Annotated in this window: 24 protein-coding genes; 16 read left to right on the top strand and 8 right to left on the bottom strand. The window is 69.2% G+C overall.

Features of this window, described 5'->3' with window-relative positions; translation table 11 throughout:
* The first annotated feature begins 54 nt into the window (after positions 1–54).
* Positions 55–831 (top strand): NrdJb, encoded by a 777-nt coding sequence (locus ACE3TE_RS01125; RefSeq protein WP_374601403.1) that lies wholly within the window; start codon positions 55–57, stop codon positions 829–831.
* Between the two features lie 48 nt (positions 832–879).
* Here the strand turns inward: ACE3TE_RS01125 and fabR are convergent, their stop codons facing one another.
* Positions 880–1,533, bottom strand: coding sequence for an HTH-type transcriptional repressor FabR (gene fabR, locus ACE3TE_RS01120; RefSeq protein WP_374601401.1), 654 nt, complete (start codon positions 1,531–1,533; stop codon positions 880–882).
* Between the two features lie 92 nt (positions 1,534–1,625).
* On the opposite strand from fabR, the gene ACE3TE_RS01115 reads away from it, so the two are divergent.
* Together ACE3TE_RS01115 and ACE3TE_RS01110 are read left to right on the top strand one after the other, a co-directional pair.
* Positions 1,626–2,726, top strand: a complete 1,101-nt coding sequence (locus tag ACE3TE_RS01115; protein ID WP_374601399.1) for a ferredoxin reductase — start codon at positions 1,626–1,628, stop codon at positions 2,724–2,726.
* Between the two features lie 4 nt (positions 2,727–2,730).
* Positions 2,731–3,873 carry a fatty acid desaturase gene (locus tag ACE3TE_RS01110; RefSeq protein WP_374601397.1) on the top strand — a complete coding sequence of 381 codons (1,143 nt, stop codon included), beginning with the start codon at positions 2,731–2,733 and terminating at the stop codon, positions 3,871–3,873.
* Between the two features lie 47 nt (positions 3,874–3,920).
* Here the strand turns inward: ACE3TE_RS01110 and ACE3TE_RS01105 are convergent, their stop codons facing one another.
* Together ACE3TE_RS01105 and ACE3TE_RS01100 are read right to left on the bottom strand one after the other, a co-directional pair.
* The gene (locus tag ACE3TE_RS01105) at positions 3,921–4,442 is read right to left on the bottom strand and encodes a hypothetical protein (RefSeq protein ID WP_374601395.1); all 522 of its coding nucleotides are present in this window, start codon (positions 4,440–4,442) and stop codon (positions 3,921–3,923) included.
* Positions 4,443–4,495: 53 nt separating this feature from the next.
* The gene (locus ACE3TE_RS01100; protein WP_374601393.1) at positions 4,496–4,864 is read right to left on the bottom strand and encodes a hypothetical protein; all 369 of its coding nucleotides are present in this window, start codon (positions 4,862–4,864) and stop codon (positions 4,496–4,498) included.
* A 225-nt stretch (positions 4,865–5,089) separates the two neighbouring features.
* On the opposite strand from ACE3TE_RS01100, the gene ACE3TE_RS01095 reads away from it, so the two are divergent.
* On the top strand, positions 5,090–5,410 hold the full coding sequence (locus tag ACE3TE_RS01095) for a DUF2007 domain-containing protein (RefSeq protein WP_374601391.1): 321 nt from the start codon (positions 5,090–5,092) through the stop codon (positions 5,408–5,410).
* 18 nt (positions 5,411–5,428) lie between these two features.
* Here ACE3TE_RS01095 and ACE3TE_RS01090 read toward each other — a convergent pair whose 3' ends face one another.
* Positions 5,429–6,940: an acetyl-CoA hydrolase/transferase family protein gene (locus ACE3TE_RS01090; protein ID WP_374601389.1), complete on the bottom strand. Its 1,512-nt coding sequence runs from the start codon at positions 6,938–6,940 to the stop codon at positions 5,429–5,431.
* Positions 6,941–7,073: 133 nt separating this feature from the next.
* On the opposite strand from ACE3TE_RS01090, the gene ACE3TE_RS01085 reads away from it, so the two are divergent.
* Positions 7,074–7,355, top strand: a complete 282-nt coding sequence (locus ACE3TE_RS01085) for a DUF2007 domain-containing protein (RefSeq protein ID WP_374601387.1) — start codon at positions 7,074–7,076, stop codon at positions 7,353–7,355.
* Positions 7,356–7,372: 17 nt separating this feature from the next.
* Positions 7,373–8,170, top strand: coding sequence for an EcsC family protein (locus tag ACE3TE_RS01080; protein ID WP_374601477.1), 798 nt, complete (start codon positions 7,373–7,375; stop codon positions 8,168–8,170).
* A 43-nt stretch (positions 8,171–8,213) separates the two neighbouring features.
* On the opposite strand, the gene ACE3TE_RS01075 is transcribed toward ACE3TE_RS01080, so the two are convergent.
* Positions 8,214–8,690, bottom strand: a complete 477-nt coding sequence (locus ACE3TE_RS01075) for a PA2169 family four-helix-bundle protein (RefSeq protein ID WP_374601385.1) — start codon at positions 8,688–8,690, stop codon at positions 8,214–8,216.
* 172 nt (positions 8,691–8,862) lie between these two features.
* Between ACE3TE_RS01075 and ACE3TE_RS01070 the strand changes: the two genes are divergently transcribed.
* On the top strand, positions 8,863–9,378 hold the full coding sequence (locus tag ACE3TE_RS01070; RefSeq protein ID WP_374601383.1) for a DUF2059 domain-containing protein: 516 nt from the start codon (positions 8,863–8,865) through the stop codon (positions 9,376–9,378).
* A gap of 15 nt (positions 9,379–9,393) precedes the next feature.
* On the opposite strand, the gene ACE3TE_RS01065 is transcribed toward ACE3TE_RS01070, so the two are convergent.
* Positions 9,394–11,049: an ABC1 kinase family protein gene (locus ACE3TE_RS01065; protein WP_374601381.1), complete on the bottom strand. Its 1,656-nt coding sequence runs from the start codon at positions 11,047–11,049 to the stop codon at positions 9,394–9,396.
* A 186-nt stretch (positions 11,050–11,235) separates the two neighbouring features.
* Here ACE3TE_RS01065 and ACE3TE_RS01060 point away from each other — a divergent pair, with 186 nt between their 5' ends.
* The 7 genes from ACE3TE_RS01060 (at position 11,236) to ACE3TE_RS01030 (ending at position 17,952) form a co-directional block, all read left to right on the top strand.
* Positions 11,236–13,218 carry an alpha/beta fold hydrolase gene (locus tag ACE3TE_RS01060; protein ID WP_374601379.1) on the top strand — a complete coding sequence of 661 codons (1,983 nt, stop codon included), beginning with the start codon at positions 11,236–11,238 and terminating at the stop codon, positions 13,216–13,218.
* 3 nt (positions 13,219–13,221) lie between these two features.
* Entirely contained in the window at positions 13,222–13,689 is a 468-nt protein-coding gene (locus ACE3TE_RS01055; protein ID WP_374601377.1) for a DUF4124 domain-containing protein, read from the top strand.
* A 108-nt stretch (positions 13,690–13,797) separates the two neighbouring features.
* On the top strand, positions 13,798–14,211 hold the full coding sequence (locus ACE3TE_RS01050) for a DUF4124 domain-containing protein (RefSeq protein WP_374601376.1): 414 nt from the start codon (positions 13,798–13,800) through the stop codon (positions 14,209–14,211).
* 38 nt (positions 14,212–14,249) lie between these two features.
* Entirely contained in the window at positions 14,250–15,128 is an 879-nt protein-coding gene (locus tag ACE3TE_RS01045) for a DMT family transporter (protein ID WP_374601375.1), read from the top strand.
* 62 nt (positions 15,129–15,190) lie between these two features.
* Positions 15,191–15,784, top strand: coding sequence for a hypothetical protein (locus tag ACE3TE_RS01040; protein WP_374601373.1), 594 nt, complete (start codon positions 15,191–15,193; stop codon positions 15,782–15,784).
* A gap of 11 nt (positions 15,785–15,795) precedes the next feature.
* Positions 15,796–16,518 carry an HAD family hydrolase gene (locus ACE3TE_RS01035; RefSeq protein WP_374601372.1) on the top strand — a complete coding sequence of 241 codons (723 nt, stop codon included), beginning with the start codon at positions 15,796–15,798 and terminating at the stop codon, positions 16,516–16,518.
* Between the two features lie 30 nt (positions 16,519–16,548).
* Positions 16,549–17,952, top strand: a complete 1,404-nt coding sequence (locus ACE3TE_RS01030) for a diguanylate cyclase (RefSeq protein WP_374601370.1) — start codon at positions 16,549–16,551, stop codon at positions 17,950–17,952.
* Here ACE3TE_RS01030 and ACE3TE_RS01025 read toward each other — a convergent pair.
* Positions 17,937–18,704: a MipA/OmpV family protein gene (locus tag ACE3TE_RS01025; protein ID WP_374601368.1), complete on the bottom strand. Its 768-nt coding sequence runs from the start codon at positions 18,702–18,704 to the stop codon at positions 17,937–17,939. The genes ACE3TE_RS01030 and ACE3TE_RS01025 overlap by 16 nt on opposite strands.
* A gap of 68 nt (positions 18,705–18,772) precedes the next feature.
* Positions 18,773–19,444 carry an energy transducer TonB gene (locus ACE3TE_RS01020; protein ID WP_374601366.1) on the bottom strand — a complete coding sequence of 224 codons (672 nt, stop codon included), beginning with the start codon at positions 19,442–19,444 and terminating at the stop codon, positions 18,773–18,775.
* A 133-nt stretch (positions 19,445–19,577) separates the two neighbouring features.
* Here ACE3TE_RS01020 and ACE3TE_RS01015 point away from each other — a divergent pair, with 133 nt between their 5' ends.
* Positions 19,578–20,057 carry a copper resistance protein NlpE N-terminal domain-containing protein gene (locus ACE3TE_RS01015; protein ID WP_374601364.1) on the top strand — a complete coding sequence of 160 codons (480 nt, stop codon included), beginning with the start codon at positions 19,578–19,580 and terminating at the stop codon, positions 20,055–20,057.
* Between the two features lie 65 nt (positions 20,058–20,122).
* On the top strand, positions 20,123–20,722 hold the full coding sequence (locus tag ACE3TE_RS01010; protein WP_374601362.1) for a hypothetical protein: 600 nt from the start codon (positions 20,123–20,125) through the stop codon (positions 20,720–20,722).
* Positions 20,723–20,725: the final 3 nt, after the last annotated feature.

The following is a 20,725-nucleotide window of genomic DNA, read 5'->3' as shown; positions in this document are numbered from 1 at the left end:
CGGGGGGCTCCGGGCAAGTAACCCCCAGAACTGCATAAGCGGAAAGAAACCAGCATGGCCATCAAGATCAGCAAGAAAATCAAGGGATACGCGGTCCAGAAGCCGGAAGACAAGGCCAAGCCCGTCGTTGCCCCCGTCGCCGCTCCCGTGGCCGTGCCGGAGCCGGAATCGAACATCATCCAGATGCACGAAAAGGTCGAGCGCCCCGACGTGCTCATCGGTTCGACCTACAAGATCAAGTCGCCGTTGGTCGAACACGCCATGTACGTGACGATCAACGACATCGTGCTCAACCCGGGTACCGAACACGAGCTGCGTCGTCCGTTCGAGGTGTTCATCAACTCCAAGAACATGGACCACTTCCAGTGGATCGTGGCGTTGACCCGCATCATGAGCGCCGTGTTCCGCAAGGGCGGCGACGTCACCTTCCTGGTGGACGAGATGAAGGCCGTGTTCGACCCGCGCGGCGGCTACTTCAAGGCCGGCGGCGTGTACATGCCGTCGATCGTTGCCGAAATCGGCAGCGTGGTCGAAGAACACCTCAAGTCCATCGGCATGATCCTCGACCCGGAGCTCGGCGAGGAGCAGAAGCGCCTGATCGCCGAAAAGCGCGCCGCCTACGAAGCCAAGGCAAAGAAGAAGTCGGGTGCTGCCCCCGCCGGCACCGGCACCGAAGGCGCATCGCGCGCCGACGAGGCGGTGCAGGTCACCGGCGAGGGCACTTCCTTCCCGCCCAGCGCGACGATGTGCAACAAGTGCAACACCAAGGCCACGGTCATCATGGACGGCTGCGCGACGTGCCTGAACTGCGGGTACAGCAAGTGCGGCTGAGCGCTTGAGGCCTTCGGGGAGAGGAAGGGAGCCGAAAGGCTCCCTTTTTCATGCGCCGGCCGGTTTCGTCAGGCTGCGCGCGCCCACCAGGATCATGCGCACCATCGTCGTGAGCTGGTCGACAAGCTCGGCGTCGCGCTCGGGCGGCAGGTCCAGGGCGGTGGCGCCCATGGCGAAGGCCAGGCGGGTGATGGCCTTGGCGGCCAGGGCGGGTTCGGCCAGCGGCTGCTTGCGCAGTTCGCCGAAGCGCACGAGGTCGGCGTGCAGTTCGTCTTCGAAGAAGCTCAGCTCGCGGTCAACGGCGCGTTTGAAGGCGTCCGAGCCGACGGTGCCCTCGCGCAGCAGCACGTGCAGCAGTTTGTCGTCGGCGCGCACCTGTTCCATGAAGGCCTCGACCGAACCGCGCACCACGCCGCGCTCCGCCTCGGCGCGGTGGCGGGCAGCGCCGACGATCTTGCGCAGCGACTGGCCGGCGACGTCGATCAGGGCCACGGCCAGTTCGTCCATGTCGCGGAACTGGCGGTAGAAGCTGTTCGGGGCGATGCCGGCTTCGCGGGCGACTTCCCGCAGGCCCAGGCTGGACACGCTGCGATGCGGGCCGATCAGGCGAAGCGCGGCTTCAAGCAGGTCGGCCTGGGTGATCGCCGTACGGCGGCTCGGGTGCAGGTCGTCGGCGGCGGCGTCAGGGGGGGTGGGCGTCACGGGTGGGCCGGGTCGGGGTAGGGCGCCATCATAAGCGTCTCTGCATATACAGATGTATAGACAAGTGTATGTGGGCCTGTATACTGCCCGCCATGCGCCCCGCTCTGCCTGCCAGCCCGCCCCATTCCCCGCCCCCCGGGCGGTCCCGCCGCGTACCGCTGGTGTCGCCGGCCCTGTTCGACTTCTGGGCGGGCCGTATTTCGCCGACCTGGAGCTGGAACCGCCCGCTGGGCCGGATTCTGGCCCGCGAACCGGCGGCCTCGGACGCGGTGAGCCTGCAGATCAGGCCCAACCGCCACTTCCGCGGCTTCGCACCCGGGCAGCACCTGAACATCGGGGTCGAGGTCGACGGCCGCCGGCTGGTCCGCAGCTACAGCCCCAGCGCCCTGCGGCGGGAAGACGGCAGCTTCCGCATCACCGTGAAAAGGATCGAGGGTGGCAAGGTCAGCGCCCACCTGTGCGAACACGCCAGGGTGGGTGACGTGCTGAGCCTTGGCGAGGCCTTCGGCGAACTGGCGCTGCCGCCCGCTGATGGCGCACCCCGGCTCTTGCTCGCCGCCGGCAGCGGCATCACGCCGATGATGGCGATCTTCGCCGGGCTTGCCGCGCAAGCTGAGCCGCCACCGACGACGCTGCTGTACTTCACCCGCAGCCGCGACCAGCGCTGCTTCGTGGACGAACTGCGCGCCATCGCCGCGCGGCATCCGTCGCTTGAGGTGCGCTTCGTGCTCACGCGCGATGGCGCCGAAGCCGATGACGAAGCCGAAGGCCGGCTCGACGCCAGCCACCTGGCGAGCTGGCTCCAAGTGCCGACGCATGTCCTGGCCTGCGGCCCGGACGGTTTCGTCGCAAACGCACGCGAGCTGATCGCAGGGCAGGCCGCGAGTTTCGCCGCCGAATCCTTCTCGCCGCCTGTCGCCGACGCCACCGACACCGGAAGCGTCGGACTCACGCTGATGCGCAGCGGACGAACCCTGCAGGTTCCCCGCGGCCAGTCGCTGCTCGAGGCCCTGGAAGCCGCCGGCCTGTCGCCGGAATCAGGCTGCCGCCGCGGCCTGTGCAACACCTGCGCCTGCGCGAAATCCTCCGGCAGCACCCGCCACCTGCTGACCGGCGAGGTCGAACACGAGCCCGTGTCCGCCCTGCGCCTGTGCGTTTCCAGCGCCCGCAGCGACCTTGTCCTGGACCTGTGAACCGATGACCGCCAAACCCCGCAACCGCGCGCTTTCGCCGGAAGAACGCGACGCCTTCGCCGCCGAACTCGATGCCCTGCGCGCGCGCACCGTGGCCACGATCGGCCAGGCCGATGCCGACTACATCCGTGCTGTGTACGCGGCCGTGCGCTGGTTCGGCTTCGCCGGCCGCGCGCTGCTGATGCTGGCCGCAATCGCCGGCGCCTTCCACCCGCCGGTGCTGTGGATCGCCGGCACCCTGGGCGTGCTGTCGCTGGCGCTGTCGAAGATCCTGGAAAACATGGAGCTGGGCCACAACGTCATCCACGGCCAGTTCGACTGGATGAACGACCCGGCGCTCAACGGCCGGACCTACGAATGGGACATCGCCGGCACCAGCGACAACTGGCGCAAGACCCACAACTTCCGCCACCACACCTTCACCAACGTGCGCGGCTTGGACGACGACATCGGCTATGGCCTGCTGCGCATCTTCCCGGAGCAGCGCTGGCGCCCGTTCTACCTCTTCCAGCCGGTGGTGGCGGTGGTGTTCGCGATCCTGTTCGAGTGGGGCATCGCGATACAGGACCTGCGGCTGGGCCGCTGGTTCGCGGGCAAGAAGACCACGCGCGAACTGCGCGAAGAGTTCCGCCCGGTGGGCCGCAAGATGGCGCGCCAGGTGCTCAAGGACTATGTGTTCTTCCCGCTGCTGGCGGGGCCGTTCTTCCTGACGGTGCTCGTTGGCAACGCCATCGCCAACGTGCTGCGCAACCTGTGGACCTGGGTGATCATCTTCTGCGGCCACTTCACCGCCGATGCGGAAACCTTTCCCCGCGATTCGGTGCGTGACGAAGGCCGGGGCGGCTGGTACCTCCGGCAGCTGCGGGGCTCATCGAACATCGCCGGCGGCCGGCTGCTGAACCTGATGTCGGGCAACCTGAGCCACCAGATCGAGCACCACTTCTTCCCCGACGTGCCGGCCAACCGCTACGCGGCGATGGCGGTAGAGGTGCGCGAAATCTGCGCGCGCTACGGCCAGCACTACAACACCGGTTCGCTGCCCCGGCAGTTCGGGCAGGTGGTGTGGCGGATCCTGCGGCATGCCTTTCCGAGCCGGCCGCGGTCGGCGGTCAGTTCACCGGGCGGGGATCTGTCCGCTGTGTCGTAACGCAGGGCTGCGCGGAAGCGCCCAGCCCTGCTCAATCCGACCCTTGGTCAGAGGATTGGATTGGACTCCAGGGCTGGAACCGCTTCTTGCGTTTCATCGGAACCATCGCTCTTCCGCTTCGGCGGTATGCCGGGCGATTGATTCTCCGTGATGTCTATATCCGGGATCGGATCACCGGCTCGTGCGTTCGCCGGCTTGGCATTCAGGGCGTTTCCGGCATCCACCTTCGTGGCAGCCGTCGCATCAACCGTACCGTTGGTGTCTGCCGGCGACCCCTGGACATTCACCAGTTCATCGGCCAGCTTCTTCAGATCGGCTTGCCTTGCCACCGGATTGGGGTCTGCGTATCCGTCGCCATCAGCATCGGTATCGCGGGTTGTTCCGCGCCGGATGTCGGATTTCTCGATGCCTCTCGCGGAGGCTTCGCTCTGGGCTGCAGCGCCGGTCTTGCCTGACGAAGGCGTTTCCTGGGCCTGGGCAAGACTCAACCCGAGAAGTGAAGTTCCAGCAAGGGCGGCCGACAGCAGAATTCCCGAGCCTGCGATTTTCCGGGTGGTTTCTTCCAGCATGACCTTCTCCTCTTCGACGGGACGTTGCCGGGGCCGGCTGCTTTTCCGGCGCTTCAGCTCTCCGGCTCGAACTTCAGGTGCTCGTTGCGGATCCAGCCACGCTCGCTGTGCCGGTCTTCGCACCAGCAGGCACCGTGGGCCGGGTCTTCCCAGATCAGGCGCACGGTGTCGCCGGGTTCGACGGTCAGTTCGGCGCTGCAGTATTCGGCCCTGGCCCTGGGCGTGCCCGAATTCATGTCGACCAGGTCCAGCGGCATCCAGCCGGCGCTGAGCTGGCCGTCCTCGGCCCAGACGTAACCGGGCCGGTCCGGGTGGGCGTGCTGCACGTGCACCACGTCGCCGGGCTTGAGGGTCAGCGGGATGGCATCCGGGCCTTCCTGAGAGCCGGTGACCTGCGCGTTGATGGCCTTGAGCGTCGACATCCTGGTCGGTTTCCTCGTCGCCCCCCGGTCGGGAGCAGTTGCCCCTCAGGATACGGGGATGTGTGAAGACCCGCACCCGCCAGGCTGGCGGAGGCCTGAACGTCCCGTTGGTCAGGCCCAGGCGACCACCCGCCTGAAATCCCGGGAAAACGTGAACCAGTTCACAGTTTAGAGGGCGTTTTCACCCCTGAATGCTACCCCGGACCCACTCCCGGAGGGATCGGCATGACGCCCGTCTACGTCGCCGAAAACGAGCTCGACGCCCAGCTGGTGCAGGACCTGCTGGTCAGCGCGGGCATCGCCGCCCACCTCTTCGGCCCGAACGTCGCCGGCCCGGACGGCAGCGTGCCCGCGACCCGCCAGGTCCGCGTGGTCGTCGAGGATGACGAGGCCGAGGAGGCCCGCCAGCTGGTCCACGAATGGCAGGCCGTGCCCGAGGACAACGACGACGACGGCTTCAGCGTCGCCCTCGACGACGACCCGCACGAGCTCGAAGCCAGGGTCCCGGTCTTCAACCTCTTCGACGCGGCTGGCAAAGAGGCCTGAGCCGCACCCCGACGGCCCTCAGGGCCGCATGCTGCCCGTCCGCACGAACCGGTCGTGCCAGGACAGCGCCTCGCCGAGCAGGTGGGGCGTGTGCTTGCCGAAGCTGTCGCGGCAGGCGCGGTCGAAATAGTCCTGCAGCAGGGGCTTGAAGTTCGGGTGCGCGCAGCGTTCGATGACCAGGCGTGCGCGCTGGCGCGGCGACAGGCCGCGCAGGTCGGCCAGGCCCTGTTCGGTCACCAGAACCATGACGTCGTGTTCGGTGTGGTCGACGTGGCTGGCCATCGGCACGATCGAGGAAATCGCGCCGCCCTTGGCCGTGCTCGGCGACATGAATACCGACAGGTAGGCATTGCGCGCGAAGTCGCCGCTGCCGCCGATGCCGTTCATGATCCTGCTGCCGGCGACGTGGGTGGAATTGACGTGGCCGTAGAGGTCGGCTTCGATCATGCCGTTCATCGCGATGCAGCCCAGGCGCCGGATCAGTTCAGGGTGGTTGGACATTTCCTGGGGTCGCAGCACGATGCGCTCGCGATAGAAATCGACGTTGCGCTTGAACTCGGCGATGCCTTCGGGGCTGAGCGAGAACGAAGTCGCCGAGGCGACGCGCAGCACGCCCGTGCGCAGCAGGTCCAGCATCCCGTCCTGGATCACCTCGGTGAAGGCGCTCAGGCCGCGATAACCGCCGTCGGCCAGGCCGGCCAGCACGGCATTGGCGATGTTGCCCACGCCCGACTGAAGCGGCAGCAGCGACGGCGTCAGCCGGCCGCGCTTGACTTCGTGGTCGAGGAATTCAAGCAGGTGCCCGGCGATGCGCCTCGAGGCCTCGTCCGGCGGCGCGAACGGCGAATTGCGGTCGGGCGCGTCGGTCTCGACCACGGCGACCACCTTGGCCGGATCCACGTGCAGGTAGGGTTCGCCGATGCGGTCGTCGACGTGCAGCAGCGGGATGGGTTTACGGTCCGGCGGCAGCGCCGTGCCGTAGTAGATGTCGTGCATGCCCTCGAGCGCGGCGGGCTGCCAGCGGTTCACTTCGAGGATCACCCGGTCGGCCTGGTTGAGCCAGGTCATGTTGTTGCCGACCGAGGAGGAGGGCACCAGCCGGCCATCCTCGAGGATGCCGGCGACTTCGACCACGGCCAGGGTGATCTGGCCGAAATAGCCGAACCAGGCGTGCTGGGCGACATGGCTCAGGTGGATGTCGAGGTAGTCCATCTCGCCGCGGTTGATCTGGTCGCGCACGGTCGGGTCGGACTGGTAGGGCAGGCGCATCTCGATGCCGTTGGCACGCGCCAGCACGCCGTCCAGCTCCGGGGCGGTCGAGGCGCCGGTCAGCACGCGGATCTGGAAGGGCAGGCCCTGCGCATGCGCACGCTCGATGCGTTCGGCCAGCGCGCCGGGCACGGCCTTGGGGTAACCAGCGCCGGTGAAGCCGCTCATGGCCACCGTGTCGCCCGGATGGATCAGGGCGGCGGCCTGTTCAGCGGTGCGGAGGCGATCACGGAAGGCCGGGAAGCGGATGCGTTCGGACATGGGGTTCTCCTGTCCGGCCAGCATCGCCGATGCGCCGCGCCGGGGCGAGGGCAGGCGCGAAACGATGCGTTTTCACGCGGCCGGTCCGCCCGGGGCATGGGCAAGCCGCGCGGATTGACCTAGAGTCGGGGCCATGGAATCGGTCTACGAAGCACAGAACATGATCGACGCCCAGCTGGTCTGCGACCTGCTCAGGAGCGCCGGCATCCCCGCACAGGTCTCCGGTGCCGGACTGCTGGGAGCCGCCGGTGAGCTGCCTGCCATTGGCGTGCTGCAGGTTCGGGTGCCCGGGGAAGACCTTGAGCGCGGCCGCGCAGTCGTCGCGGACTGGGATGCCGGCGACATCCCGGACGAGGAAGAGCTCGAACGCCTGGCGGCGCAGCATCCGGACGACGGCTCCGAAGTCCTGCTGTGAGCCAGGTGCTGCGCCCGCTGCCGCCCGAAGCCCAGGTGGAACTGGCCGAAGCGCGCCGGCTGCTCGAGTCGCCCGGCCTGGCGATGCAGCTGGCCAACGTCATCGGCGCACCGATCGAGGGCCTGATGGCGCGCCTGCCGGGTCCGGCCGCGCGCCTGGTCGACCGCGCTGCGCGCAAGGCAGTGGAAACGGCCTTCGATGCGGCGCGGCGAACCCTGCGCGAGCCAGCCCCGGGGCAGATCGCCAGCACGCGCCTGCACAAGTTCGCGGTCGCCGGCACCGGCGCCGTCGGCGGCTTTTTCGGACTGCCCGGCCTGCTGGTCGAACTGCCCCTCACCACCGCCGCGATGCTGCGATCGATCACCGACATCGCCCGCAGCGAAGGGGAGTCCCCCGACGACCCGGCCACGCGCATGGCCTGCCTGGAAGTGCTGGCGCTGGGCGGCCGCAGCGACGACGATGACGGCGCCGAGTCGGGTTATTTCGCTACGCGTGCGGCGCTGGCCCAGCAGGTCACCGCCGCTACGCGCTACGTCGCCAGCGGCATGGGCACCGGCAGCGCGCCGGCGCTGGTGCAGCTGGTGAACGGCATCGCCAGCCGCTTCTCGATCCCGGTGACGCAGAAGGCGCTGGCGCAGGCGGCGCCGCTGATCGGGGCCGCCACCGGCGCCACGCTCAACCTGATCTTCATCGGCCATTTCCAGGCCGTGGCGCGCGGGCATTTCGTGGTGCGCCGGCTCGAACGGGAATACGGCGTGCACGAGGTGCGCGCCGCCTATGCCCGGCTGGCCTCGAAACAAAACGGGCCCGGCTGAACCGGGCCCGCGCGGGCTTCCCTGCCTTTGCTTGCTGCGACGGTCAGTGGCGGGCCTCCATGGCCCACTTGCGCTCGCGCATGGTGTCGTGGTGCTGCTGCACCTTGGGCAGGTAGCTCAGCAGCGACTCCTTGACCGCCTTGGGCGCGTCGTCGCGCTTGATGACGTCGTGGAAGGCCGCCATCAGGCGGTCCTCGCTCTTCTCGAGTTCGCGGACGTAGGCGTAGTCGCCGTGGTCCTTCGCCATCTCGGCGCGCAGCGTCGAGTAGAACTGCTGCAGGCTGCCACGCAGGCTGCCGTCGGTGGCGGGCTCGCCCGCCTCGGCGCGGACTTCGCGCGCCATGCTGCCCACCAGGCCCTGCTTGGACTCGGCGATGTCGACGAAAAGCGTGCGCAGCTGCGGATTGGTCACGGCCTTGGCGGCGTCGGCGTAGAACGCGGCGCTGTCGCGGGTGGCCTGGATCAGTTCGTTGAGGGTTTCCACCTTTTCCTGGCGGAGTTCGGCGTTGTTGGTCGTCATTGGATTTCTCCTTTGATGCGGCCGGTGATCACGCTGCAGGGTGATCTCTTGTCTCGGCGAATGTTTTTTTCCTGCAGCGGGAACCAGCCTAAAAGCCCCTGCCTGAATCTCGCGTTAGACACGGCCTTCGGGTAGATTCCTGCCTCCATCCCCCCACGCAACGGAGTACTGAATGAACCATCGCCATCGTTTTGCCGCGCTCGCGCTGTCCACGCTGCTGGCGCTGCCGGGCCTGGCCCTGGCCGCGGACAAGGCCAAGGTCGCCGAATACCTGGACGTGATGCAGGTCGAACAGAACTTCGCGCAGATGGAGGGCATGCTTTCGCAGATGGCCGACCAGGCCTTCGAGCAGGCCCTGCAGCAGAATCCGCTGGAAGGCGAGTCGCTCGAGCGCGCCCGCGCCGCGCATGCGGTGTCCAAGCAGGGCATGCTCGAGGCGATGTCGTGGACGGCGATCAAGCCCGAGATCACCGCGCTGTTCGAAAAGGAGCTAACCAACGCCGAGGTCGACGCCGCGGTGGCCTACTACCGCTCGCCCGAGGGTGCGTCGCTGCTGGCCAAGCAGCCCGCGCTGATGCAGGCCACCATGCAGATCGGCCAGCGCCGTGCGCAGGAGATCATGCCGCGCATGCAGGCGCAGATGCAGGAGATCTTCAAGAAGGAAGCCGCGGCCCAGTCCGGCGACTGAGCCCGGCCGCGCGCCTCAGAGCGGGTCCTTCTCCGCCTTGGGGCGCGCGCGGCGGTCGCCGAGCAGCGAGCTGACCACCAGCGCCGCACCCAGCACCACCGCGCCCAGGAACAGCACCAGCGCCAGCGCCGGATAACCCAGCAGGGTGTGCGGCGTCGGGATGTCCATGATCAGCGCCGCGCCCACCACCATCGCCGCGGCGATGACGCCGGCGGTGATGCGGTTGGCGATCTTCTGCATGCTCTCTATCAGGTGGGCTTCCTCCAGCCCGGCCACGTGCACGCGGAAACGGTTGTCGGCCAGCGTGCGCAGCAGCACCGACAGGCGCTGCGGCGCTTCGCGCACCAGTTCCTGCACTTCCAGCACTTCGGTGGCCAGCCGGCCCATGTCCAGCTTGCCGAGGGTCCGGTCGCGCAGCATGCCGTGCATGTGCAGGCGCAGCACTTCGCGCAGCGACGCGTCCGGGTCCAGCGCCAGGATCACCGACTCGAGGTTGAGCAGGGTCTTGCCCAGCAGGGTCAGTTCGGCCGGTGGCTTCAGGCCGCACTGGCCGCCCAGCTCCACCAGCTTGAGCAGGAAGCCGCCCTCGGACTCGGTCCAGGTGGTTGCGCTCGAGAAGCGCGCGACCAGGCGCGCAGTCTCGCGCGAGAAGCGGGCCTCGTCGAAATCCTCGAGCCGCGTGCCCATGTGCACGAAGGTTTCGGCGGCCTGTTCGCCGCGGCCGTCGATGGTGGCCACCACCAGCTTCAGCAGCTGGTCGCGCAGGCGTGGCGGCACGTAGCCGACCATGCCCAGGTCCAGCAGCACCAGGCGATGGTCCGCCGTCAGCTTGACGTTGCCCGGGTGCGGGTCGGCGTGGATCAGGCCGTGCACGAACACCTGGTCCAGGTAGGCCTTGCCCAGGTCGTGGGCCAGCGGCTTCAGGTCGACTTCCGTGCGCAGCACGCCGGGGATCGTGGTGACCTGGATGCCGTCGACGTAGTCCATCACCAGTACGCGGCGGCGCGTGTAGTCCCAGACTGGCGTGGGCACGCCGATGTTTTCGTATTCGCGAAGCCGGTCGTGGAAGGTGTCGAGGTTGTCGGCTTCCTGGCGGTAGTCGAGTTCCGCCCGGACGGTGGCGCGGAACTCCTCGAGCCATTCGCTGAAGCCATAACGCTCGTCGGCGCCGCTGACCAGTCCCAGCGAGCGGATCAGCCGCTCGACGGCGGCAAGGTCGGTATCGACCTGGGCCGCCACGGCGGGCCGCTGCACCTTCACCGCCACCTGGCGGCCGCTCGGCAGAACCGCACGGTGCACCTGCGCGAAAGAGGCAGTGCCCACCGGCACCGGCTCGAATTCGCGGAACAGCTTGTCCATCGGTGCGCCCAGCTCCTCTTCGATGAGCTGGGTGATCTCCTCGGCGGAGGCGGGCTTGACGTCATCCTGCAGCCGCGACAGGGCGACCAGATAGTCGGGCGGCACCATGTCGGGACGGGTGGACAGCATCTGGCCGATCTTCACGAAGGTCGGGCCCAGCGCCTCGAGGTCGCGGGTGAAGGTTTCCGCGCTTTCGGTGGCGTCCGGCGGCTCGACGCCCGGGGTTGGCTCGCGGCGCGAGCGGAACACGGGGGAGCTGCGGTGCTTGAGCAGGAAGGCGCTGATCGCGGCCAGGCGGCTTGCCTCGGACATCGGGGGTCTCCGGTGGTGCCGACGGGGCGGCTGAATGACTACGATGCTGACCCGTCGAAGCTGAACGGTTCATCGATTGTCCGGTTGTCCGTTCAGGTTGCGCCTGTGGGGAGGCAGCCCCGCCCCCGGCTCGCGGAGCGGGCAAGGGCGGCGTAGATTGTGGCCTTCACGTCCCAGGAGCCTTCCATGCCCTCCGTTCGCCGCACCGGCCTGACCCTCGCGATCGCCTGCTCCCTGTCCCTGTCCCTGGCGGCCTGCCAGCCTTCGCCCGATCCGGCCCCGGAAGCAGCAGCCGACGCAGCCAGCCAGGCGCCGGTCGAGCAGCGCCCGTCCCGCCAGTACGCCATCGAGGAATTCATCGAATCCACGGGCGTGATGGGCGGCTCCTTCAGTCCCGACGAGTCGCGGATCCTGTTTTCCTCCAACAAGTCGGGCGTCTGGAACGCCTACACGATGCCGGTGGGCGGCGGGGAATGGACGGCGGTGACGATGTCCGACACCGACAACGTCTACGCCGAAGCGTTTTTCCCGGGCGACGACCGCGTGCTGGTCAGCCGCGACCAGGGTGGCAACGAACTCGACCACCTGTACGTGATCGAAGCCGACGGCAGCGAGCGCGACCTGACCCCGGGCGAAAACCTCAAGGCCGGCTTCATGGGGTTCAGCCATGACGGCCAGTCGTTCTTCGTGATGACCAACGAGCGTGACGAACGCTACTTCGACGTCTATCGCTACCTTGCCGACGGCTACGAACGTGAACTGGTCTACCGGAACGAGGCCGGATACGACCCTTACGAGATCTCCCCCGACGGCCGCTGGTTGGCCCTGGTCGAGAACCACACCACCAACGACAGTGACCTGCACGTCGTCGAACTGGCGTCGGACCAGGCCACGAAGGTCTCGGAACACGAGGGGCAGGCGCTCTTCACGCCCGAGGCCTTCACGCCGGACGGCGAATGGCTGTACTACACCGCCAACGACCAGGGCGAATTCGCCGCGCTGCGCCGGGTGAGCCTGCAGACCTGGGAGCACGAGCCGGTGCGTTCGGCCGACTGGGACATCGTCGACGCCACGCTGTCGCACGACGGCACCTACCTCGCCGTGGCCACCAACGTCGACGGCAGCACCGGCGTGCAGCTGTTCAACACCGCCAGCGGCGAAGAAGTGGCGCTGCCCGAGTTCCCCGCGGGTGAAGTGCGCAACCTGCGCGTCTCGCGCTCGGAGGACAAGCTGGCCTTCTACCTCAACGGCGATCGCCAGCCCAATGACCTCTACGTGCTCGACCTTGCAGCCGGCGGCCAGCCGGTCCAGCTGACGACTTCGCTGAACCCGGCGATCGACCCGGCCGACCTGGTGGACTCGAGCGTGGTGCGCTTCGACAGCTTCGACGGCATGCCGATCCCCAACATCCTGTGGAAACCGCACCAGGCCACCGCCGGTGAACCGGCGCCGGCGCTGGTCTGGGTGCACGGTGGTCCGGGTGGCCAGACCACGCGCGCGCACTCGCCGCTCATCCAGTACCTGGCCAACCACGGCTACGTGGTGCTGGGCATCAACAACCGCGGCAGCTCGGGCTACGGCAAGACCTTCTTCGCCGCCGACGACGGCAAGCACGGCCGCGAGCCGCTGTGGGACACGGTCGAGGCCAAGAAGTACCTGCAGACCCTGGACTACGTGGACGACGACAAGATCGGCATCATCGGCGGCAGCTACGGCGGCTACATGGTGCTCTCGGCGCTGGCCTTCCAGCCGGGCGAGTTCAAGGTGGGCGTGAACATCTTCGGCGTCTCGAACTGGCTGCGCACGCTTGAGTCGATCCCGCCCTACTGGGAGTCCTTCCGCGAGGCGCTGTACCAGGAAATCGGCAATCCGGAAACGCAGCGCGATTTCCTGATCGAAACCTCGCCGCTGTTCCACGCCGACAAGATCAACGTGCCGCTGATGGTGCTGCAGGGCGCCAACGACCCGCGCGTGATCAAGCCCGAGTCCGACGACATCGTCGCGGCGGTGGAGAAGAACGGCGTGCCGGTCGAATACGTCGTGTTCGACGACGAGGGCCACGGGTTCTCCAAGAAGAAGAACCAGATCGAAGGCTACGGCCGCATCCGGGCCTTCCTCGACACCCACCTCAAGGGCAGTGCGCCGGCCGACGCGGCGCCGGCGGAGTAAGCCATGCGTCGTTTCGTGCTGACACTGGTTTGCCTGGGACTGGCCGCGCCGGCCGCGGCCGAGTCCCTTTACAAGTGCACCGACGCCCAGGGCGCGGTGAGCATCCTGTCCCAGCCCTGTCCGGCCGGCAGCACCCAGGTGTGGAAACGCGATGCCACGCCGGAGGCCGGGCCCAGCGTCGAGGAGCTGGCGGCCCGCGCGGCCCTGGCCGAGGCCGAGGCGCGACGGGCGGCGGAAGAAGCCCGGCTGGCCGAAGCCGCGCGCCTGGCCCGGCAGCAGGAGCAGGAGGCGCAGGCGCGTGCACAGGCAGCGGAAGCTGCCGGCGATCCCCGCCTCAAGAGCGACTGCACCAAGGCGCATGAATTCTCCGAGGCGGCGCTGGAAAAAGACTGGCTGCGGCTGACCGAATCCCAGCAGGCGGAACTGCGGGCCTGGGTGGTCGCCCAGTGCGCGCACGTCTACGATTCCTGAGTTTTCTCCGCTGCCGGCGCGGCAAGTTCCTGCGCCAGAACGCGGTGGTTGGCCGATGGGCGCGTGACGGCGGATGCGGTGCACTGGCACCTCCGTCCGGAGCCTGCCATGCGCTTCCCGTCGTTCGTGTTGTTCCCGGCGCTGCTGCTTTCCGCGGCCAGTCCCGGCGCCGACCTCTACAAGTGCGTCGCGCCGTCGGGCGCCGTCAGCTACCAGTCGCTGCCCTGTGCCGGCAACAGCCGTCAGGCCTGGGTGCAGCCCGTGAAGGCCGAAGTTGCGCCGGCGCCTCGGGCACAGGCCGGTCGTGTCCGGGCTGCCGGGCCGCCGGGCAGGGGCCGCGCGGCGGCTGCGACGGTGCGCCAGGCGAAGCCGCGTCAGCCCGGCGCCGCGCAGAAACGCCGCATGCGCTGCGAAAAGGCCCGCCGGGAAGCCGATGCGTTGCGCGACCGGCTGTGGAACAAGCTCGACTTCCGGCAGCGCTCGGACCTGGACGCAAAGGTGGCCCGGGCCTGCGGGCGGTAATTGCCCCGGCCAGCCCCGGCACCGGCGACAATACCCGCATGCAAACCCAGTCAAACCTCCGCGGCATCGTCGCCATGCTGCTTGCCGTCGGCCTGTTCTCCCTGATGGATGGCGGCCTCAAGCAGCTCTCCGGCCACTACCCGCCGATGCAGGTGGCGGCGCTGCGCGGTCTCTCCGGTTTGCCGCTGGTGCTGGCCTGGGTGCTGGCCACCGGCTCGGCGGTCGGCCTGCTGAAGGTCCGCTGGCGCCTGCACCTGCTGCGTGCCGGCCTGTCGATCATGATGCTTTCGTCGTTTGCGTTCGCACTGAAGCAGATGCCGATGACCAGCGCCTACGCCATCTTCTTCGTGGCGCCGCTGCTGATCACCGCGCTGTCGGTACCGATGCTGGGCGAATACGTTGGCCCGCGCCGCTGGGCGGCGATCGGGGTTGGCCTGGTGGGCGTGCTGGTGGTCCTGCGGCCCACCGGCGAGGGGCTTTTCGGCTGGGCGGGCCTGGCCGTGGTGGTGGCTGCCGCCGGCTACGCGCTTTCGGCCATTCTGGTGCGGGTGCTGCATCGCACCGACAGCGGCCAGTCGATGGTGTTCTGGATGCTGGTGATGACCGCCGCGGGCGCCTCGCTGCTGGCGCTGCCGGGCTGGGTGCCGCTGCGTGCGGTGGACGGCTGGGTGATCGCGGGCGTCGGCGTCACCGGTTTCCTGGGCCAGGTGGCGATTACCGAAGCCTTCCGCTCGGGCGAGGCTTCCGTGGTCGCGCCCTTCGAGTACGGCGCGCTGGCCTGGGGGCTCGGCCTGGACCTGATGATCTGGGGCGTGCTGCCCGACGGCTGGACCTTCGTGGGCGCCGGCATCATCGTCAGCAGCGGCTTGTACCTGGTGCACCGCGAACGTGTGCTGGGCCGTCGCCCTCCCGGCTGAGCCCGCGGCCGTGACGCTGGGGTTATGCTTCGGCTTGCCCCCCGGTCCGAGGATGTCCCCGCATGTCGCCACGCCTGTTGCCCGCCGCCCTGGTCTCCATCGGCCTGCTGTCCGCCTGCGGCAGCGGCGAGCCCGAAGCCCAGGCGCAGGCCACAGACGAACAGGGCGCGGTCGCCGTGGTCGCCGAACCGGACTGGGGTCCCTGCCGGATCCCGGGCCTTGCGATGCCGTTGGCCGCGCGCCTGTTCGTGGTGGACGGCGCCACGCCGGTGGAGGGCACCGAGCCGGGTCGCGAGATGATCCGCCGCGTCGACATCGCCGTGCCCGGCCCGGTGGCCCTGCTGCTGACCGCGCCGGAAGCCACCGCCTGGCACATCCGGCCCGGTCCGGAAACGCAGGTGCAGGCCATCGTCGCCCTGGGCGACCAGCCCCAGCGCATCACCGGCCAGGGCCTGGGCAACAGCCGCCGGGAAGCCGCCTCGGCGCTGGGCGCCGAATGCGCCAGCTACGTGATGCAGGGCGGCGCCGGTCCCGCGCTGGCCGAGGCCACCGACCAGGTTTTCGGCAAGCCACACGACGCGCTTTACCAGATGCGCATCAGCAGCGTGATCATCGGCGGCAGCGATCCGAATCTCGACCAGCCGGTCAGCCAGTGAGTCCTGCGGGCATGGGATTCGGCCTGGTCGGCTTCGACGGTGACGACACGCTCTGGCACAGCGAGGGCTATTTCCGCGCCGCGCACGCCGAGTTCGAGGCCATCGTCGGCAACTACGTCGACCTGGCTGATGCCGGCCTGCACGAGCGCCTGCTCGAGACCGAGCGCCGCAACATCAAACTCTTCGGTTACGGCGCCAAGGGCATGACCCTTTCAATGGTGGAAACCGCCATCGCGCTCACCGGCGAACGCATCGGCGCCCCCGACATCCACCGCATCGTCGAACTGGGCAAGGCGGTGATGGCGCATCCGGTCGACCTGCTGCCCGGCATCCGCGCCGCGGTCGAGGCGGTGGCGCGCGAATGGCCGGTGGTGCTGATCACCAAGGGCGACCTGTTCCACCAGGAAGCCAAGGTGCGCGCCTGCGGCCTGGCCGACCTGTTCCGGCGCATCGAGATCGTGTCCGAAAAAGATGCCGGTACCTATGCGCGGGTGCTGTCGGAGTTCTCGCTCGAACCGTCGCGCTTCGTGATGGTGGGCAACTCCCTGCGTTCGGACATCGAGCCCGTGCTGCGCCTGGGTGGCTGGGGCGTGCACATGCCCTATCACGTGACCTGGGCGCACGAACTCGAACATGGCCTGGGCCCGGAACATGCCTCGCGCATGGCAAGCGTCGAGCTGCCCGCGCAGATACCGGCGGCCGTCGTGGCGCTGGCCGTCCGGGCCGGTGGCTGAGCCCGCGCCGGCTTGCCAGGCGCCGGCGACTTGAGCAATCTCGGCGGCATGGACCAGGCCGCGCTTGCCGAGGACGGGAAACACGTACGCTGGTTGCAGCGTTCGGCCCTGACCGCCGCGGCGCTTGTCGCCGGCACGGGCCTGGCGGCGCTGCTGGGCTGGGTGGCCGACGTGCCGCTGTTGCGCACGGTGCTTCCCGGCCACGTGGCGATGAAGGCCAACACGGCTATCGGGATGATGCTGGCCGGCACGGCGCTGGCGTCCTGCGTGCGCCCCGGCTGGCTGCCGCTGAAGGTGTCCGGCCCGGCATCGCTGGGCGTGGCCTTGTTGGGCATCGCCACCTTGCTGCAGTTCGCCTGGGGCATCGACCTGGGCTTCGATGACCTGCTGTTCCACGATCCCGAAGCCCTGCAGGCCAGCCGCTCGCCCGGGCGCATGTCCGAACTGACGGCGGTGTCCTTCGTCCTTGCCGGCGCGATCGGCCTGATGGCCTGGAAGCGTTTTGGCGCCTGGCTGGGCCAGGCCCTGGCGGTGGTGATGCTGGTGATCGCGCTGTTCGCGCTCAGCGCCTACGGCTACGCGATGGGCACCGAAAGCGGGCAGGTGCCCTTCACACCGCTGGGCCTGAACACGTCGGTGTGCGTGTTCCTGCTGGCGCTGGGCTGGCTGGCTTCGCAGCCGGGCAGCGGCCTGGCGAGGATCCTGGCCAGCCCGGGCCTGGGCGGGGAACTGGGACGGCGGGCGCTGGCGCCGGCGCTGGTGGCGCCGGTGGTCGTGGCTTTCCTGGCCCAGCTGGCGGTGCGCCAGGATTGGCTGTCGGTGGGTGCCACGATCACCTGGATGGCGGTCGCGTCGGGCCTTTTCGTCGCCGGCCTGGTCTGGTGGGGCGCCGGCCTGCTCGACCGGCTTGAGCGCGAACGCGAAAACAGCCGCCGGCTTGAGGCCAGCGCGAACACCGATGCGCTGACCGGGGTCGGCAACCGCCGGGCCTTCGACGAAGCACTGGCCGGGCTGCTGGCGCGCCGCGCCAAGGGCGGTTCACCGGTTTGCCTGGTGATGCTCGACCTTGACCACTTCAAGCAATACAACGACCGGTACGGGCATCTTGCAGGCGACCAGGCGCTGCGGCTGGCGGGTGCGTTGCTGCGGGCCGCGTTGCGGCCGGGCGACCTGGCCGCGCGATACGGCGGCGAGGAATTCGCGGTCCTGCTCCACGGTATCGACCAGTCGCGTGGCCTGATGGTCGCCGAACGCCTTTGCCGCGACTTCCGGGTCGCCGACTGGCCCTTCGGGCCGGTCACCGCCAGCCTTGGCGTGGCCGAGGCCATCGCCGGGGAAACGCCGCAGTCATTGGTCGCGCGCGCCGATGCCGCGCTTTACCGGGCCAAGACCGAGGGCCGCGACCGCGCGGTGCAAGCTCAGTCGAAGGTGTAACCCAGGCCGACGATCAGGCTGGTGCGGCCGTCCTGGCCGACCAGCGGGCTGTCGGTGATTTCCGAGGGCAGCCAGGCGTGGCCGGCGCGGGCGAAAAACTCCCAGCGTTCGCCGACCGGATGCGTCGCCAGCAGCGACACCTCCGGGATCATCGCCGAACCCGGCGCGTAGGCCGGGCGGCCAGGCAGCGCTTCGCCGGGGCGCACGCCGTAGTAGTAGTCGACCATGTCGCCGCTCTGCCACATCAGCGCGGCGCCGGGCAGCAGGCGCCAGCCGCCGGCACGCACAAGCCCGGTCCAGGACAGCACCGCTTCCTGGCCACCGCTGCGGTCGAGCATGTCGGTGGCGACCGAGATTTCGAACTGCCCCACGCGCGGCACCCGCCAGCTGGCGGCCACGCCGGCGTCGAGCGAAAAATCGCGGTCGTCCATGCCGGCCAGGTAGGGCGAATCCGCCGCCTCGTAGCCGTCGCCGCGGCCCTGCACGAAGGCTCCTAACTCAAAACCGCCGTCCCGGGCCAGCACGACGCCGCCGCGCAGGCCGCGAAGGTAGAAACGTTCCCCTTCGAAGCGCACCAGCGGCACCACCAGCAGGTCTTCGTCGAGCTGGCGGTAGGGCGCGTCGCGTTCGATCGCCAGCAGGCCCAGGGTCCAGCGCGGCGGCGCGTCGGGCCCCTGCTGGGCGAGGGCCGGCGCAGTGGCCATCGCCAGCGAGGCGGCGAGCAGGGTGGGCAACAGGCGGCGTGGCGACATGGAGGGCTCCGGTACGACGAATCGTGACTGTGGGAGACGATCCGTCGTACCGGCGTGATTGTCCAGCCTCAGGGCAGGCTGAACACGATCGGCACCAGCGCGTAGGCCGCCACCGCGCGGCCCCCGCGCTGCGCCGGATGGAAGCGCCAGTGCTCGAGCACCTGCAGGCGTGCGGCACGGTCGAGCTCGCGGTGACCGCTGCCCGATTCCACTGACACTTCCAGGGGGCGGCCGGTCTCGTCCACCAGCACCCGCAGCGTCACCGTCCCCTCGTGCCCGGCGATCAGCGAGGCGCGGGGATAACGTGGCGCCGGGGCGAGGTCGTAGGCCAGGGTGGCCAGCGCCGGCGGGCCCGGATCGAAGGACGTGGTTTCCGCGCCGGTGTCGGTGACCGGCGGCGCCTCGATCTCGCCCTGCTCGAACACCCGCGTGCTGTCGGTCATCGGAAGCGGCGTGGTTTCAAGGCGCGGCTGCGGCCGGCTTGGCTGTTCGACCGGGCGCGGGAGCTGCCGCGGCGGCGGCACGGTGGCCGGGATCTCCCGTTCGGGCAGGCGTTCGAACAGCACCGGCACCGACTGCGTCCGGGGCGCTTCGGCCGGCGGCTGCCAGCTCGACGGGAACATCAGCACGCCCAGCGCGACGACATGCACGCTGATCGCCAGCGTGTTGCCGGCGATGCGTTTGCCATCAAGCCGGAAGCCCGGCGGGGTGGGGCGGGACGACGGCAGGCTGTGGACCATGGGACACCTCCTTGGGTGGGTGGCAGGGTCTTGAACGTGCCGGCGGCGCAAACGGGGTTGGGCATCGCCGTCCGTCGCATGATCCGAAGCTGCGCCCACGCCGCGCGCCCGCGCAAGCGTTAGGATGCAAACCATGGCCCGGATCACGTCCTTCGCTAATTTCCCGTTCACTTTGGCGCTGATGCTGGCGCTCGCCGGCTGCAGTGCGGATCGCGACGAGCCGGTGCCGGCCGACGACGGCCCGGCGCCAGCGACGGGGCTGGCGCCGTCGGCCGGGGAGGTCTTCGTGCGCAGCTGGCAGGGCGTGCTGCCCTGCAGCGACTGCGCCGGCATCCAGACCCGGCTGACCCTGCGCCGCGACGACGGCGGCGAACAGCATTTCGAGCTCGAGGAAACCTACCTCGGCGCCGGGCCGGACAGCGTGTTCATGGTCGAAGGCTCCTGGCGCCAGGCGGCGCAGCGCGGCGACGACGGCCCGGCCACCGTCTTTCGGATCGACCCGGAGGGCGTCGACCACCGCTACCGGCTGCAGCCCGACGGCAGCCTGGAACTGCTGGGCGCGGACGGCGAGTCGCGGCCGGATGCCATCGGCTACCGCCTGCAGCGCCTGTAAGCATTGGCTTTGCATTCATCCGGCCGGTGCAGAATCGGCCCCGGACCCGCAGCGAGGACTATCTGATGAACCGTAAACTGCTTGCCGCCGCACTGGGCCTGGGCCTGGCCGCCTCGATGGGCGCACAGGCGATGATCGACGACGTCGCGGTCGGCTTCAGCCCCCGCACGGGCGACGCCTGGGTCGACACCCGGCTCGGCGACATCAACGTCTTCGCCCGCGGCAACACCGACGGCTTCATCGACGACGTCGTGGTGAGTTTCGGCGCGCCGCGGCCGCTGGTCCGTGACCTCTATTACGACCGCGGCTGGGCGCCGGGCGACATCTACTACGCCTGCGCGCTGGCCCGGCAGCTTGGCCGGCCCTGCCTCGAGGTCGCCGATTATTACGACCAGAACCGCGGCCAGGGCTGGGGCGAGGTCGCCAAGCGCCTGGGCATCAAGCCCGGATCACCGGCCTTCCATGCGCTCAAGGGCCGGGTCGGCAAGGGCCACGAGCGCCTGCATGGCCGCGGCGGCCCGAAGGCGTCTGCTGGCCCCTCCCGCCGCGACGCTGGCCCGTCCGCCCGCAGCCGCGATGCCGGTCCGCCCCCGGGCCGTGGCCAGGGCGGCGGCAAGCCGGACAAGGGTGGCAAGGGCGACAAGGGCAACGGCAAGGGCCGCTGACCG

The organism is Arenimonas sp., from assembly GCF_041919775.1.
Classification (GTDB): Bacteria; Pseudomonadota; Gammaproteobacteria; order Xanthomonadales; family Xanthomonadaceae; genus Arenimonas.
This window is presented reverse-complemented; position numbering and strand designations above follow the sequence as displayed.